The 12,985-nt window shown below is 74.0% G+C and carries 18 protein-coding genes; 9 read left to right on the top strand and 9 right to left on the bottom strand.

Features of this window, described 5'->3' with window-relative positions; translation table 11 throughout:
* Positions 1 to 4: 4 nt before the first annotated feature.
* Together IH44_RS0123140 and IH44_RS43005 are read right to left on the bottom strand one after the other, a co-directional pair.
* Entirely contained in the window at positions 5 to 532 is a 528-nt protein-coding gene (locus IH44_RS0123140; RefSeq protein WP_051817211.1) for a GNAT family N-acetyltransferase, read from the bottom strand.
* A gap of 9 nt (positions 533 to 541) precedes the next feature.
* Entirely contained in the window at positions 542 to 799 is a 258-nt protein-coding gene (locus IH44_RS43005) for a TetR family transcriptional regulator C-terminal domain-containing protein (RefSeq protein ID WP_051817210.1), read from the bottom strand.
* Between the two features lie 253 nt (positions 800 to 1,052).
* Between IH44_RS43005 and IH44_RS49445 the strand changes: the two genes are divergently transcribed.
* On the top strand, positions 1,053 to 1,154 hold the full coding sequence (locus tag IH44_RS49445) for an alpha/beta hydrolase (protein WP_198545025.1): 102 nt from the start codon (positions 1,053 to 1,055) through the stop codon (positions 1,152 to 1,154).
* A 51-nt stretch (positions 1,155 to 1,205) separates the two neighbouring features.
* On the opposite strand, the gene IH44_RS0123125 is transcribed toward IH44_RS49445, so the two are convergent.
* Positions 1,206 to 1,742 (bottom strand): GNAT family N-acetyltransferase, encoded by a 537-nt coding sequence (locus IH44_RS0123125; protein ID WP_030461608.1) that lies wholly within the window; start codon positions 1,740 to 1,742, stop codon positions 1,206 to 1,208.
* Positions 1,743 to 1,931: 189 nt separating this feature from the next.
* Between IH44_RS0123125 and IH44_RS0123120 the strand changes: the two genes are divergently transcribed.
* On the top strand, positions 1,932 to 2,801 hold the full coding sequence (locus IH44_RS0123120) for an NAD(P)-dependent oxidoreductase (RefSeq protein WP_030461607.1): 870 nt from the start codon (positions 1,932 to 1,934) through the stop codon (positions 2,799 to 2,801).
* Between the two features lie 53 nt (positions 2,802 to 2,854).
* On the opposite strand, the gene IH44_RS0123115 is transcribed toward IH44_RS0123120, so the two are convergent.
* The gene (locus IH44_RS0123115) at positions 2,855 to 3,853 is read right to left on the bottom strand and encodes a serine hydrolase (protein WP_051817208.1); all 999 of its coding nucleotides are present in this window, start codon (positions 3,851 to 3,853) and stop codon (positions 2,855 to 2,857) included.
* A 33-nt stretch (positions 3,854 to 3,886) separates the two neighbouring features.
* Entirely contained in the window at positions 3,887 to 4,825 is a 939-nt protein-coding gene (locus IH44_RS0123110; protein ID WP_051817207.1) for an NHL repeat-containing protein, read from the bottom strand.
* Between the two features lie 462 nt (positions 4,826 to 5,287).
* Between IH44_RS0123110 and IH44_RS0123105 the strand changes: the two genes are divergently transcribed.
* From IH44_RS0123105 to IH44_RS46640, 3 genes are all read left to right on the top strand, one after another.
* On the top strand, positions 5,288 to 6,340 hold the full coding sequence (locus IH44_RS0123105; protein WP_030461604.1) for an SPFH domain-containing protein: 1,053 nt from the start codon (positions 5,288 to 5,290) through the stop codon (positions 6,338 to 6,340).
* Positions 6,337 to 7,236 carry an NAD(+)/NADH kinase gene (locus tag IH44_RS0123100; protein ID WP_030461603.1) on the top strand — a complete coding sequence of 300 codons (900 nt, stop codon included), beginning with the start codon at positions 6,337 to 6,339 and terminating at the stop codon, positions 7,234 to 7,236. The genes IH44_RS0123105 and IH44_RS0123100 overlap by 4 nt, the downstream gene beginning before the upstream one ends.
* 128 nt (positions 7,237 to 7,364) lie before the next feature.
* Positions 7,365 to 7,595, top strand: a complete 231-nt coding sequence (locus tag IH44_RS46640; RefSeq protein ID WP_030461602.1) for a DUF6296 family protein — start codon at positions 7,365 to 7,367, stop codon at positions 7,593 to 7,595.
* 124 nt (positions 7,596 to 7,719) lie between these two features.
* Here the strand turns inward: IH44_RS46640 and IH44_RS0123090 are convergent, their stop codons facing one another.
* Together IH44_RS0123090 and IH44_RS0123085 are read right to left on the bottom strand one after the other, a co-directional pair.
* Complete coding sequence (locus IH44_RS0123090) at positions 7,720 to 8,715, bottom strand: aldo/keto reductase (RefSeq protein WP_030461601.1); 996 nt, start codon at positions 8,713 to 8,715, stop codon at positions 7,720 to 7,722.
* A 206-nt stretch (positions 8,716 to 8,921) separates the two neighbouring features.
* Positions 8,922 to 9,497 carry a TerD family protein gene (locus IH44_RS0123085; RefSeq protein ID WP_030461600.1) on the bottom strand — a complete coding sequence of 192 codons (576 nt, stop codon included), beginning with the start codon at positions 9,495 to 9,497 and terminating at the stop codon, positions 8,922 to 8,924.
* A 268-nt stretch (positions 9,498 to 9,765) separates the two neighbouring features.
* Here IH44_RS0123085 and IH44_RS0123080 point away from each other — a divergent pair, with 268 nt between their 5' ends.
* Complete coding sequence (locus IH44_RS0123080; RefSeq protein ID WP_030461599.1) at positions 9,766 to 10,128, top strand: UBP-type zinc finger domain-containing protein; 363 nt, start codon at positions 9,766 to 9,768, stop codon at positions 10,126 to 10,128.
* Positions 10,129 to 10,257: 129 nt separating this feature from the next.
* Complete coding sequence (locus IH44_RS0123075; protein WP_030461598.1) at positions 10,258 to 10,578, top strand: MazG-like family protein; 321 nt, start codon at positions 10,258 to 10,260, stop codon at positions 10,576 to 10,578.
* 63 nt (positions 10,579 to 10,641) lie between these two features.
* Here the strand turns inward: IH44_RS0123075 and IH44_RS46635 are convergent, their stop codons facing one another.
* A complete protein-coding gene (locus tag IH44_RS46635) occupies positions 10,642 to 10,809 on the bottom strand; it encodes a DUF6126 family protein (protein WP_157852431.1) in 168 nt (55 codons plus the stop codon).
* Positions 10,810 to 10,960: 151 nt separating this feature from the next.
* Here IH44_RS46635 and IH44_RS0123065 point away from each other — a divergent pair, with 151 nt between their 5' ends.
* The gene (locus IH44_RS0123065) at positions 10,961 to 11,743 is read left to right on the top strand and encodes an SGNH/GDSL hydrolase family protein (RefSeq protein WP_030461597.1); all 783 of its coding nucleotides are present in this window, start codon (positions 10,961 to 10,963) and stop codon (positions 11,741 to 11,743) included.
* A gap of 136 nt (positions 11,744 to 11,879) precedes the next feature.
* On the opposite strand, the gene IH44_RS0123060 is transcribed toward IH44_RS0123065, so the two are convergent.
* A complete protein-coding gene (locus tag IH44_RS0123060) occupies positions 11,880 to 12,290 on the bottom strand; it encodes an organic hydroperoxide resistance protein (RefSeq protein WP_030461596.1) in 411 nt (136 codons plus the stop codon).
* 203 nt (positions 12,291 to 12,493) lie between these two features.
* On the opposite strand from IH44_RS0123060, the gene IH44_RS0123055 reads away from it, so the two are divergent.
* The gene (locus IH44_RS0123055; protein ID WP_030461595.1) at positions 12,494 to 12,973 is read left to right on the top strand and encodes a MarR family winged helix-turn-helix transcriptional regulator; all 480 of its coding nucleotides are present in this window, start codon (positions 12,494 to 12,496) and stop codon (positions 12,971 to 12,973) included.
* Positions 12,974 to 12,985 lie beyond the last annotated feature (12 nt).

The following is a 12,985-nucleotide window of genomic DNA, read 5'->3' as shown; positions in this document are numbered from 1 at the left end:
CCGCTCACCCCACCCCTGCCCCATCCCCCGGCTCCCCCAGCTCCCCCAGGTCGCGCCGGTACCAGCTCCCCGGCTTGCCGCCGAGGTCGGCCGGGCCGGCGGGACCGACCTCGGCGAACCCGGCCTTGACCAGCACCCGGCGGGACGCGACGTTCCTGGTGGCGGCTGCCGCCAGCAGGGTGCTCAGCCCGTGCCGCGTCCGCGCCAGCCGGCACAGCTGCTCGACGGCCGCGGTGGCCAGGCCGCGGCCGGTGGCGTGCTCGGCGACCCGGTAGCCGAGTTTCGCGGTGCGGTCCGCGATGTCGATCAGGTTGAACCTGCCGAGCACCGAGCCGTCCGCGGCGACGAGCAGGTAGCAGGCGCAGTCGCCCGCCTCCTGCTCGGCCAGCAGGGCGCGGTACCGGTCGGGGTACTCCGCGAAGAAGGCGTCGCCGCGGTCGAAGACGGTCGCCGCGAAGTAGGCGCGGTTCGCCGTCTCGAAGGCCAGGACCGCGGGGGCGTGGTCGGCGCGCAACTGCTCCAGTTCGGGCATCGTCCGACCCTAACGGGGCCGCGCGCCGCGGTCATTCGACTTTCCGCCGACGCCCTGCGGGGCTGCCGGGGCCGGGAACAGCCGTCCGAGGTGGTAGCGCAGGACGGCGGTGGCGTCATCGGCACTGCGCTGGCCGAGCAGGACGCTCAGGCCGAGGCCCGCCGAGAGGGCCAGCAGGACCACGGTCTCCTGCCGGGCGTCCAGGCCCGGGGCGGTGCCGCCGGCCTGCTGGGCGGCGGTCGACTGGCCGGCCAGGAAGGCTTCCATCTCGTTCGGTGCGGTGAGGAAGGGCGGCGAGGAACGGCTGTCCGGCGAGGGCCGGGTCGGTGACGGACAGGTACGACCGCGCGATGGGGCTGTGGCCGCAGCCGCGCCGCGAACTCGACGTGGAGACCGGCTTCGGCACCGTGCACGTGCACCACTACGGGGCGCGGAACGGCGAGCCGATCGTGCTGCTGCACGGCCGCGCCGGGTGCTCGAACGGGCGACCGCGTGCCTCCCGGGCCTCCGGGCTGAGATCGTGCCGGGCGCCGGGCACGGCCTCAACCTGGAACGCCCCGAGCTGGTGAACGGACGCCTGCTGGAGTTCGTCGCCTCCTGCCGCCAGGACGCGCCCCGCTGACCGGGCCGGCCACCGTCCGCTCGGCCGGGCGCCGCCGCGGACAGCCGGGCGTCACCACAGATCGCCCTCGCGCCAGTCGCAGACCAGGTCGGCGCCGAGGTCCAACTCCCCTTCGCCGCCCAGGAGGTAGATCCCGCCGTCCTCCTCGGCGGTGCGCTGCCGCCCGTGCGGGCCGAGCGCCCAGGTGGGGCCGGGCCAGGGGCGCCAGCCCCGGGCGAGGTAGAACGGGACGCCGGCCTCGCTGGCACCGAGCGCGCCAATCTCGTGGCCGGCCCGGACGATGCGCTCCGCCTCGTCCATCAACTGGCCGCCGATACCGCGCCGTTGGCGGTCCTGCCGGACGACCACGCCCTCCAGGTAGCCGGTCCGCAGGATGCGGTCGCCGTTCATCAGGCGGCGCTGCACCACGGCGGCGTGTCCGACCAACTCCCTGCCCTCCCGGGCGAGTACGTGCATACCGCCGAGGCAGTGCGCCCAGTCCTCCTCGGTCATGTCGCCCACGCCGAACACCTCGAACAGCAGTTCCCGAGCCGCCCGCCGGGTCGCCGGATCGAGGTCCGCCGTGTGCACCGCCACCACCGTCACCATGCCCGCATCCTGACAGACCGACCGGGCCGGACGAACCCCGCAAGGCCGAACGGACCGAACGGGCCGAACGGGCCGAACGGGCCGAACAGGACCGACCGGCCCGGGCGGTACGCCCCGCCGCGCCGTAGCATCACCCTCGGAGCATCGGGAGTACCCGAAGTACCGTCAGCCAACTGGGAGGCACTGCGCATGGACGTCGGTTTCATCGGTCTGGGAGGCATGGGCCGGGCGATGGCCCGTCGGCTGCTGGCGGCCGGGCACACGGTGCGGGTGTGGAACCGCTCGCCGGAGCCGGTGGCCGAGCTGGTCGCGGAGGGGGCCACGGCCGCCGGGACACTGGCCGAGGCGTTCGAGGCCCAGGTGGTGGTGTCCATGCTCGCGGACGACCGGGTGGTCGAAAGCCTGCTGCTGGACGATGAGTTGCTGTCCGGGGCGCGGGCCGCCGCGCACGCCAACATGGCCACCGTCTCGCCCGCGCTGGCCCGCCGGGCCGCCGAACTGCACGCCCGGCACGGCATCGGGTACGTCGCGGCGCCGGTGCTGGGCCGGACGGATGTCGCGGCGGCCGGGAACCTGAACATCCTCGCGGCCGGTCCGTCCGCCGAACTCGACCGGCTGGCACCGCTGTTCGAGGCGATGGGCCGCCGCACCTGGCCGCTCGGCGAGGATCCGGCCGCGGCCAACGTCGCCAAGATCAGCGCCAACTTCCTGCTGGTGTCGGCGATCGAGGCGTTCTCGGAGGCCGCCGCGCTGGCCGAGGCCAACGGGCTGGCCCCGGCGGCGCTGCTCGAGGTGCTCACCGACTCGCTGTTCCCCGGCCCGGTGTACGCCGGTTACGGCGCGATGATCACCCGGCAGACCTTCGAGCCGGCCGGGTTCCGCCTGGCGCTCGGCCTGAAGGACGTGAACCTCGCCCTGGAGGCCGGCGCCGACACCCAAGTCCCGCTCCCGCTGGCCTCGTTGCTGCGCGACTCGCTGCTCCAGGCGATCGCCCACGGCCACGGCGAGCAGGACCTGGCGGCGATCTCCACCACCTCCCGCACCCGCGCCGGAATCTGACGGGCCGTCAATTCCCTTCCCGACAGAGCCACACCAAGGCTTCCCCGGGCCCCTCACCGCTCCCGGACAGCGGGAACGGAGCCGTCACCGATCTCCGGCGCGGCAAGGTCGGGGGCACCGGGGGCGCCGGGGGCAACCCTAGTGCGGCCCTCCTCGGCACGGTCGGCGCGGTCGGCGAGGTCGGCGAGGTCGGCGAGGTCCCGGTGGATCTGCTGGGAGATGCGCTGGATGGTGCCGATGCCGTAGGACTCGGTGGGGTCGTCGTCGGTGAGGACGGCGATCTGGTAGAGCCGGTCGGGACCGGTGAAGATGCCGAGGCTGTGCACGCGCCAGCCGTGGGTGGCGCGTTGCAGCCAGCCGTTCTTGACGTGCGTCGTGACGTCGGGCGGGGCGCCGAAGGGTGTGCCCCAGCGCTGGTCCGGCTCGACCTCGGCCATCAACTGCAGGCCGTAGGACCGGCGTTCGGGGGTGAGGACGTCGGGGTTGACGGTGTAGACGTCCAGTTGTTTCAGCTCGTCACCGGCGGTGACCTGGGTGAGCCCGAAGCCGTCCGCCGACAGGACCGTGTCGTGCATGCCCGCGAGGTCGAGGAAGGTCTGCATGCGGGCCGGGCCGACGTACTTCCACAGCCGGACGGCGGCGTCGTTGTCGGACCGGGTGATCATCGGCCGCAGGTTCTCCTCCTCGAACGGGGTCAGCGGCCGGTTCTCGTCCTGGGCGATCCTCAGCACCGCGCCCATGATGGTGGCCTTGACGATGCTCGCCGAGTCGAAGTGCCGTGCGGGATCGAGGAAGCAGGACAGGCCGGTGCCGAGGTCGCGCACGGCGAGGGCCGGCGTGGACTGCCGCCCGCGGACGGCGTCGGCGATGTCCCGGGACAGCCGGTCGGCCAGCTCGGGGTGGGTCGCGGAGGAGCAGTACGCCGGCTGCTCGACGCCCGGGTCGGCGGCCGCCAGCGCGGGAGCCGGGACGAGGGCGACGGCAAGGGCGGTGGCCGCGAGCGCCCCGGCGAACCTCGTGGGGCGCGGGCCGGTACGGTGGTGAACTGCCATGGTGCGAGGGGCTCCTGAATCTTCCGGGACGGGCTACGACGAGTGCCGGACGGCGACAGCGCCGCCATCCCGAGCAGCAGCAGCCGCAAACGGGGGCAGCGGCGGCACGGCCACTGAGTACGGCGGCACGGCCACCGAGTACGGGTGGCCGAGGTGGTCGCCGACCGTGGTCTGCGGCCCGCCGCCGGCCGGCACCCTGACCACCCGGCTGTTGTTGAAGTCGGCGATGTACACGTTGCCCTGCGCGTCCGCGGCCACGCCGGTGGGGAAGTCCAGTCCTTCCCCGACCGTGGTTTGCGGCCCGCCGTCGTGCGGCAGTTCCACCACCCGGTTGTTGTAGGGGTCCGCGACGAACATGTCGCCGGCGCCGTTGAACGCCAGGTTGGTGGGGTCCGCGACCTGCACCGGCACGTCGCTCTGCGGGCCGCCGTCGGCCGGGACCTCGACCACCCGGTTGTTGTAGGGATCGGCGATGTACACGTTGCCCGCCGCGTCCAGCGCCACCCCCGTCGGGTTGCCCAGCCCGCTGCCGACGGTCGTCGGGGCGCCGCCGTCGGCGGGGATCCTCAACACCCGCCGGTTGTCCGTGTCGGCGATGTAGAGGGTCCCCGCGCCGTCGACCGCGACGCCGTAGGGGGAGTTCAGTTCCACGTCCGGGCGCACGACGGTGCGCCACCCGGTGACGGCGGACACCTTCAGAACGCGGTCGTGGCGGCTGTCGGCGATGTAGACGTCGCCCGTGGCACCGACCGCCACCCCGTTCGGCAGGTCCAAGTCCCGGGCGACGACCTCCTGTTCGCGGCCTCCCGGCCCGTCCGCCCTGACGACCCGGTCGTTGTAGGTGTCCGCGATGTACACCGCGCCGCCCGCGTCGAGTCCCGGCACTCCGCCCCACGTGGCGGCGGCCGAGGCGGCGGGGGCCGTCACTGCCAGCGCGGAGGCCGCCAGGAACCCCGCGGTCGACGCGGCCAACAGCCGCCCCCGCCAAGGGACTTGCCACCGAGCCCGCCCGTCCCGATCCGGGGCGGCGGCAGTGGCGAGGCGGCGGGAGGCGCAGGACGGTTTCACGATCAGCCCTTTCGGGAGGCGGTCGAGCCACGGGGCCGGAGGCCGGGGCGGCGAGCCCGGCCCGCCCGATCAGCACCATAGGCCGCCGACCGCACCCGGTCGGCGACCCGGGCCGCCGGGTCTCGCAAGGCCGCCCGGACGGGCGAACAACCGGCGGAGAGTGGACGAACCACCACCGACGGGCCACGGCCGACGGACCACCACCGACAGGCCCCGACCGACGGACCACCACCGACGGACCACCGCCGACGGACCCCGGCCGACGAACTGCGCGCCGGCAACCCCACACCCCCTTTTCGTCGTATTGACGACAACCAGCACCACCAATTATCGTCAGTACGACGAAAAGAAAGGGCACCGATCCCCATGGCCGACATCACCCGCCGCTTCGGCTTCCGCCACCTGCGCTCCACCCCCACCAGCCACATCCGCCACCTGCGCGACGGCCGGCTCGCCCACGAGGGCACCGGACTGGCCTTCTGGTTCCGGCCGCTCACCGCCGCGATCTCCGAAGTCCCGGCCGACGACCGCGAGTTGGCGATGATGTTCCACGCCCGCACCTCGGACTTCCAGGACCTCGCGGTGCAGGCCACCGTGACCTACCGGATCAGCGACCCGGCCACCGCCGCCACCCGCCTCGACTTCGGCATCGACCCGGACACCGGCAGCTGGCGCGCCGAACCGCTCGCCCAGCTCGGCACCCTGCTGACCGAGACCGCCCAGCAGCACGCGCTCCAGCTGATCGCCCGGACTCCGCTGGCCGACACCCTGGTCGACGGCGTCACGGCCGTCCGCGAGCGGATCTCGGCGGGCCTGGCCGCCGAACCCCGGCTGTCCGAGATCGGGTTGACGGTGCTCGCGGTGCGCGTCACCGCCGTCCGGCCGGAGGCCGAGATGGAGCGGGCGCTGCGCACCCCGGCCCGCGAGCAGGTCCAGCAGGAGGCCGACCGGGCGACGTACGAGCGGCGCGCCGTCGCGGTCGAGCGGGAGCGCACCATCGCCGAGAACGAGCTCGCCAGCCGGATCGAACTGGCCCGCCGCGAGGAGGAGTTGGTCGAGCAGCAGGGCACCAACGCACGCCGCGAGGCCGAGCAGAAGGCCGCCGCGGACGCGATCCGCACGGACGCGGAGGCGGTCCGCCGGACCAGGCTGGCGGTCGCGGAGGCCGAGGCCGCGGGCACGCTGGCGGCCCAACAGGCCGAGGCGGCACGCATGTTGGGCGAGGCAAAAGCCGCTGCGGAGGCCGCCTGGCTGGCCGCGCACCAGCAGGCCGGCCCCGAGGTGCTGCAGGCCCTCGCGCTGATCCGACTGGCCGAGCACCTGCCGCGGATCGACAGCATCACCCTCACCCCGGACGTCCTGACCGGCCTGCTCACCCGCCTGGCTGCGCCCAACTCCCCCGAGGAGAACGGCCGGTGAGCCTCGCCCCGCGCGTGGTGCTGGTCCACCGGCGCACCGAGTACGAGGAGCTGATCGCCCGGCACGGCACCCGCGGCCAGGCCGAGTTCTTCCTGGCCCGGCGCGGCCGCTCGCCGGCCGAGGCCGAGCAGCGCCACCACCTGGCCCGCAACGCGCTCGCCGAGGTGTCGGCGGCGGTGCCGCTGGACTGGCGGCAGACCCGGGTGGAGCGCTCCGACCTGGACCGGTTCCTGTTCGGCCCGGAGGACGTGGTCGTGGTGGTCGGCCAGGACGGCCTGGTGGCGAACGCCGCCAAGTACCTGTCCGGCCAGCCGGTGATCGGCATCGACGCCGAGCCGGGCCGCAACGCGGGCGTCCTGGTCCGGCACCGCGCCGACCAGGCCGGGGCGCTGCTGCGGGCGGCCGTCCTGCCGGGCGTGGAGCGGCGGCTGGAGCTGCGCACGATGGTGGAGGCGGTCGCGGACGACACCCAGCGGCTGCTCGCCCTGAACGAGGTCTACCTCGGCCAGCCGGGCCACCAGACCGCCCGCTACCGGCTGGCGGCGCCGGGCGGCGACCCCGAGGCCCAGGCGTCCTCGGGCGTCCTGGTCGGCACCGGCACCGGCGCCACCGGCTGGTGCCGCTCGGCCTGGCTGGAGCGCTCCAGCCGCCTGGACCTGCCCGGCCCGACCGCGCCCCGGCTGTCCTGGTTCGTCCGCGAGGCCTGGCCCTCCCCGGTGACCGGCACCTCCCGCGTCGAGGGCCTGCTGGACGCCGGCCAGCAGCTCACCCTGACCGTCGAATCGGAGCTCCTGGTGGCCTTCGGCGACGGAATCGAAGCCGACGCCCTGCACCTCACCTGGGGCCAGACCGTCCGGATCGGCCCGGCCGCCCAACGCCTCCACCTGCTGGCCTGACCACCCCGGCGCCACCCCGACGCCGTCCAGACACCGCCCCGGCACCACCCCCGCCGCGCCACCTGCCCGTGACCGCCCGCCCGGCGCCTGCCTACGATGGAACGACGCCAACGGGAAGAAGGCCGGTCATGACTCGACGATTCGCACTCACGTTCCCAGGGGAGACCGGCGGCCACGCCGAGCAGGACGTGGTGGTGGTCGAGGCGACGGGCACCCGCGGCCCGGGCGGCCACCCGGTGTACGCGGACCCGTCCGGCATCGTGCAGGCCGAGATCAGCGACCAGGGCGAGGTCCGGATGCTGGCCACCGGCGGCCACCAGGACCCGCGCACCCCGCTGCAGGCCGAACCCCTGCCCTGAACCGGAGCCCCCGCCCCAGCGGGGCCCCTGCCGGGAATCCCCAGACCGGCTCCCCCAGACCGGCTCCCCCGGACCGGATCCCCCGGACAGGCGCAGAGCACCCGCCCGGGTCCCCGGCCTCAGGTCACCAGCGCGAGTGGATCTTCGCCCGCAGCCGCCGGTCGTACAGGTCCCGGACGGCCTGCAGGGTCTGCGGCGACAGCGGCGGCAGCGCCATCGTCTCGGCGTTGCCGAGGGCCTGCTCGGGGGTTCGGGCGCCGGGGATGACGGTGGTGACGCCGGGCTGCTGGACGATCCAGCGCAGCGCGGTCTGCGCCGGGCTGGCCCCGGGCGGGGCGAGCCGGGCGAACTCGTCGGCGGCCTCCACGCCGGTCTCGAAGTCGATGCCGGAGAAGGTCTCGCCCTGGTCGAACGCCGAGCCGTCCCGGTTGTAGGTGCGGTGGTCGTCCGCACTGAACAGGGTGCCCTTGGTGTACTTGCCGGACAGCAGGCCGGAGGCCAGCGGCACCCGGGCGATGATGCCGACGCCGGCCTTCTCGGCGGCGGGCAGCACCTGGTCGAGCGGCTTGAGCCGGAACGGGTTGAGGATGATCTGCACGCTGGCGACGCCGGGCCGGGCGATCGCGGTCAGCGCCTCCTCGCAGGTCTCCACGCTGACGCCGTACGCGGCGGTGCGGCCCTCCTCGACCAGGGTGTCGAGCCCGTCGAACACCTCGTCGCTGGAGTAGACGGAGGTCGGCGGGCAGTGCAGCTGCACCAGGTCGAGCCGCTCGACGCCCAGGTTGCGGCGCGAACGGTCGGTCCACTCGCGGAAGTTGGCGAGGGTGTAGTTCTCCGGCAGCTGCGGCATCCGGCGGCCGAGCTTGGTGGCGACCACCAGGCCGTCACCGTCGCCGCCGCTCTGGCGGCTCTTCAGGAAACGTCCGATCAACTGCTCGCTGCGGCCGTCGCCGTAGACGTCCGCGGTGTCGAAGAACGTCACCCCGGCGTCCGCCGCGGCGTTCAGCACCGCGAGCGCGTCGTCCTCCAGCACCACGCCCCAGTCCGCGCCGAGCTGCCACGTTCCGAGACCGATCACCGAGACCGGGCGTCCGGTCCTGCCAAGTACACGCTGTTCCATGCGCCGAGCCTGCCACACCCCGGCACGCCGTTCGAACGCCGACACTCCCTCCGCCCCGCACCCGCGCCCCGCCCGTCCCGGCGCGAACGGCCTGTCCCTACGCGAACAGCCCGTCCCGGCGCGAACGGCACGGGCCGCGCGCGAACGGCGCGGGCCGCCCCGCTGCCCGGAGGCGGCGGAACGGCCCGTGCGAGGACGCGGCGCGGTCAGACGTTGACGCCGTAGTCGAGCGCGATGCCGCGCAGGCCGGAGGCGTAACCCTGGCCGATCGCGCGGAACTTCCACTCGCTGCCGTAGCGGTAGAGCTCGCCGAAGACCATCGCGGTCTCGGTCGAGGCGTCCTCGGAGAGGTCGTAGCGGGCGACCTCGCTGCCGTCGGCCTCGTTGAGGACCCGGATGAACGCGTTGCGGACCTGGCCGAAGCTCTGGTGCCGGTTCTCCGCGTCGTAGATGGAGACCGGGAAGACCACCTTGGCGACCTGCGGCGGAACGGCCGTCAGGTCGACCTTGATCTGCTCGTCGTCGCCGCCACCGCCGCCGGTGAGGTTGTCGCCGCTGTGCTCGACCGAGCCCTCGGGGCTGCGCAGGTTGTTGTAGAAGACGAAGTGCTGGTCGCTGAGCACCCGGCCGGCCTCGCTGCACAGCAGCGCGCTGGCGTCCAGGTCGAAGTCGGCGCCCGTGGTGGCCCGGACGTCCCAGCCCAGGCCGACGATGACGTTGGTGAGCCCCGGGGCCTCCTTCGTCAGCGAGACGTTTCCGCCCTTGGCGAGCGAGACTCCCATGTGTGCCCTCCTGTGGTTTCCCCGTACCGGGCCCGGCAGTTCGGCCGGTTCGGCGCGGCGGCCGTCGCCCGGCCCCTCGATCGGGCCCGGGCCCCAGTTGAATCTACAGCACTGTAGATCAGTACGGAATCCGCCTCCGCACCACGATCCCACCCGTCCCCTTCCCCCGGAGGCGCCGCGTCATCCCACCGCGTCATCCCGCCGCGCCGGATCCGCTTCCGCCGCGGGCCCGGCGCCCCGGGCATACCCTGGCCGAGGAGGTGCCACGATGAGCGACGACACGACGATCCCCGGTATCGACCCCAGCGTCCCGCCGAGCGGCGACGGCTGCGTGGAGTGCCTGGCCGGCGAGGGCCAGGGCTGGTGGTTCCACCTGCGCAGGTGCACGGCCTGCGGGCACATCGGCTGCTGCGACTCCTCCCCGTCCCAGCACGCCACCGCGCACGCCCGCTCGGCCGGCCACCCGTTCCTCACCAGCTTCGAGCCCGGCGAGGACTGGTTCTGGAACACCGAGACCGAGCAGTTCTACGAGGGCCCGCCACTGGCCGGTCCGACCGCCCACCCGGTCACCCAGCCCGCCCCCGGCCCGGCCGGCCACGTCCCGATCGACTGGCAGCAGCGCCTGCGCTGACGCCCGGTCAGCCGCTGCCGGTACGGTCGTTGCCGATGCGCCGCGCGGGCGGGCCCGCCCGGGCCCGCCCGCGCGGTCCGCGACAGAGCGGTGCAGCGGTGCAAGAAGCGGAGCGATCGGCGGGGTGCCATGGACGAGCGGCAGTGGGAGACGGTGCGGCGGCTGGCCGACTGGCTGGCCGAGGGCAGCACCCAACCCCCGGAGATGCAGCGGGTGTTGCAGTGCCTCAAGCTCGGCGAGGAGGCCGGCGAGGTGGCCGAGGCGGTGATCGGCGCGCTCGGCCAGAACCCGCGCAAGGGCTTCTCGCACAGCTGGGACGACGTCGCGGACGAACTGTGCGACGTGGTGATCACCGCCCTGGTCGCCCTGGTCCGGGTCCACCCGGACCCGCCCGCCGCGTTCGACGCCCACCTCGCCAAGGTCGCCCGCCGGGTCCTCCCCGAGCAGTAGCCCCCCGCCGACGCCGGGCCGGAGCCTGAGTCCGGCTCGAATCCGACTGGGCGGGCGGTCGGGTCAGTGGCGGCCGCCGACCGCGAACAGCAGGATCACGAACCCGGCGAACAGGTGCGTGCCGGCGATGTAGATCAGCGCCCGGATCAGCATCTGCTTGCGGCGCGAGCTCTCCTCGCGCACCGCGTCGCTGCTCACAGCCGTCTTCCCGTCCACCGCGCTGCCGCTCACGACCGTCCTCCTGTCCGCCTCGCACCACCCGGGCCGTCCACCGCCCGGAACCCTTGCAGGGTACCGGCCCGGGGCCCGTGGCGGAGATCACGGTCCGCCACCGGGCACCTACGGTGGCGTAGGTCACTTCACAAGGTGAAACATCTGCTGCATGGCCGACTACCAGGAGACCCTCGACCTCAGTTCCTACGCGGCCCTCGGTGACAGCTTCACCGAGGGCCTCAACGATCCCGGCCCCGACGGCCAGTACGCCGGCTGGGCCGACCGCCTGGCCGGGATGCTGGCCGCGGGCAGAGCCGAGCACGACTTCCGGTACGCCAACCTGGCCGTCCGCGGCCGCCTGCTGGACCAGATCGTCGCCGAGCAGGTCCCGAAGGTCCGTCAGCTCCAGCCCGACCTGGTGACCCTGTGCGCGGGCGGCAACGACATCCTGCGCCCGGGCAGCGACCCGGACCTGATCGCCGAGCGCTTCGAGGCGGCCGTCCTGGAACTGCGCGAGAACGCCGGGACGGTGCTGATCTGCACCGGCTTCGACACCCGCAACGTCCCGGTGCTGCGCCACCTGCGCGGCAAGATCGCCACCTACAACGCGCACCTGCGGGCGATCGCCGACCGCAACGGCCTCGCGGTGGCCGACCTGTGGTCGCTGCGGTCGGTGCACGACCGGCGGGCCTGGTCCGAGGACCGGCTGCACCTCTCGCCGGAGGGCCACCAGCGGGTGGCGCTGCTGGCGGCGCGCTCGCTCGGCCTGCCCGTGGAGGCGGACCCGGAGGCCGCCTGGCCGCCCGCGCCCGTCCTCACCCCGGCCGACCAGCGCCGGGAGAACCTGCAGTGGGCCCGCACCTTCCTGCTGCCGTGGGTGGGCCGCCGCCTGCGCGGCGAGTCCTCCGGCGACCACGTGGAGGCCAAGCGCCCGGAACTGCTCCCGCTCTGAACCAGGGCCCGGGAGCCCGGCCCCCGAACCGGGACCCCGGCCCGCCCGCCCCGGCCGTCCGCGGACAGCGCTGCGGGCCGCTCCACCCCCACGTGGACGCGGCCCGCAGACCCCGGACGAGACCCCTGCCTCTTCCTTATTCGACGACCAGCTCCACCGGAATGTTCCCGGCGGTGGCCTTGGAGTACGGGCAGACCTGGTGGGCCTGCTTGACCAGCAGCTCACCGGACTCGCCGGCCAGCGACTCGGGCAGTTCGACCCGCAGGACGACGGAGAGGCCGAAGCCGCTGTCGTCCTTGCCGATGGTGACCTCGGCGGTCACCGACACCTCCGAGACGTCGACCTTCTGCTGCCGCGAGACCACGCCGAGCGCGCTGGCGAAGCAGGCCGCGTAGCCCGCGGCGAACAGCTGCTCGGGGTTGGTGCCCTCGCCGTCGCCGCCGAGCGCGGGCGGCGGGGAGAGCTTGAGGTCGAGCCGGCCGTCCGAGGTGACGGCGCGACCCTCGCGGCCGTTCGCGGTGGCTGCTGCGGTGTAGAGCGCGGTCATGAGGGTGTTCTCCTTCTCGTCTTCTTCTTCGTCCTGCGTGCTTCTTCGTCCTGCGTGCCCGCCCGTCGGCCCGCCGGTCCGGTTCCCGTCGGCGGTGCGCCTCCGTACGGTTCCGGGCTTCGCGGTCCGCCCTGTCCTGCCGATAACTACAGCACACAATTCAATTGTGCACAACTGAATCGGCCGCTTGCTACCCTGGATCCATGACCTGGCACGGCGAGAACCCCCCCTCCCCCCGCGGCGAGGACGCGGACCTGCTGCTGCTCGACCAGCAGATCTGCTTCTCGCTGAACGCCGCCTCCCGGGCGTTCGGCGGCGTCTACCGCACCGCGCTCAAGGACCTCGGGCTGACCTACCCGCAGTACCTGGTGATGCTGGTGCTCTGGGAGCACGGGTCACTGCCGGTCAAGCAGCTCGGCGAGCGCCTGCGGCTGGACTCCGGCACCCTCTCCCCGCTGCTCAAGCGCCTGGAGGCGGCCGGCCTGGTGGCGCGCGAACGCAGCCCCGAGGACGAGCGCTCGGTGATCGTCACCCCCACCGCGGCCGGGCGCGCCCTGCGCGAGGGCGCCACGGCCGTCCCCCGCCGCATCCTGGCCGCCGCCGGCCTCCCGCTCGACGAGCTGCGCACCCTGCGCGAACTGCTCACCCGGGTCACCGCCAACCTGGACACCGCCCAGGACTGACCCCCGCCCCGG

Source organism: Kitasatospora sp. NRRL B-11411 (assembly GCF_000721345.1).
GTDB lineage: Bacteria > Actinomycetota > Actinomycetes > Streptomycetales > Streptomycetaceae > Kitasatospora > Kitasatospora cineracea.
Note: the sequence above shows the minus strand (reverse complement) of the source record. Positions and strands in the feature narration are given on the sequence as shown.

What these genes read in the sequence shown, in the direction of transcription:
- IH44_RS0123125 (WP_030461608.1), bottom strand. Translation starts at nt 1,742, where the DNA reads ATGGTGACGGTGGTGGCGGTGCACACGGCGGACCTCGATCCGGCGACC.
- IH44_RS0123140 (WP_051817211.1), bottom strand. Translation starts at nt 532, where the DNA reads ATGCCCGAACTGGAGCAGTTGCGCGCCGACCACGCCCCCGCGGTCCTG.
- IH44_RS0123120 (WP_030461607.1), top strand. Translation starts at nt 1,932, where the DNA reads ATGGACGTCGGTTTCATCGGTCTGGGAGGCATGGGCCGGGCGATGGCC.
- IH44_RS0123060 (WP_030461596.1), bottom strand. Translation starts at nt 12,290, where the DNA reads ATGACCGCGCTCTACACCGCAGCAGCCACCGCGAACGGCCGCGAGGGT.
- IH44_RS0123065 (WP_030461597.1), top strand. Translation starts at nt 10,961, where the DNA reads ATGGCCGACTACCAGGAGACCCTCGACCTCAGTTCCTACGCGGCCCTC.
- IH44_RS46640 (WP_030461602.1), top strand. Translation starts at nt 7,365, where the DNA reads ATGACTCGACGATTCGCACTCACGTTCCCAGGGGAGACCGGCGGCCAC.
- IH44_RS0123080 (WP_030461599.1), top strand. Translation starts at nt 9,766, where the DNA reads ATGAGCGACGACACGACGATCCCCGGTATCGACCCCAGCGTCCCGCCG.
- IH44_RS0123105 (WP_030461604.1), top strand. Translation starts at nt 5,288, where the DNA reads ATGGCCGACATCACCCGCCGCTTCGGCTTCCGCCACCTGCGCTCCACC.
- IH44_RS0123055 (WP_030461595.1), top strand. Translation starts at nt 12,494, where the DNA reads ATGACCTGGCACGGCGAGAACCCCCCCTCCCCCCGCGGCGAGGACGCG.
- IH44_RS0123075 (WP_030461598.1), top strand. Translation starts at nt 10,258, where the DNA reads ATGGACGAGCGGCAGTGGGAGACGGTGCGGCGGCTGGCCGACTGGCTG.
- IH44_RS43005 (WP_051817210.1), bottom strand. Translation starts at nt 799, where the DNA reads ATGGAAGCCTTCCTGGCCGGCCAGTCGACCGCCGCCCAGCAGGCCGGC.
- IH44_RS0123090 (WP_030461601.1), bottom strand. Translation starts at nt 8,715, where the DNA reads ATGGAACAGCGTGTACTTGGCAGGACCGGACGCCCGGTCTCGGTGATC.
- IH44_RS0123085 (WP_030461600.1), bottom strand. Translation starts at nt 9,497, where the DNA reads ATGGGAGTCTCGCTCGCCAAGGGCGGAAACGTCTCGCTGACGAAGGAG.
- IH44_RS0123115 (WP_051817208.1), bottom strand. Translation starts at nt 3,853, where the DNA reads ATGGCAGTTCACCACCGTACCGGCCCGCGCCCCACGAGGTTCGCCGGG.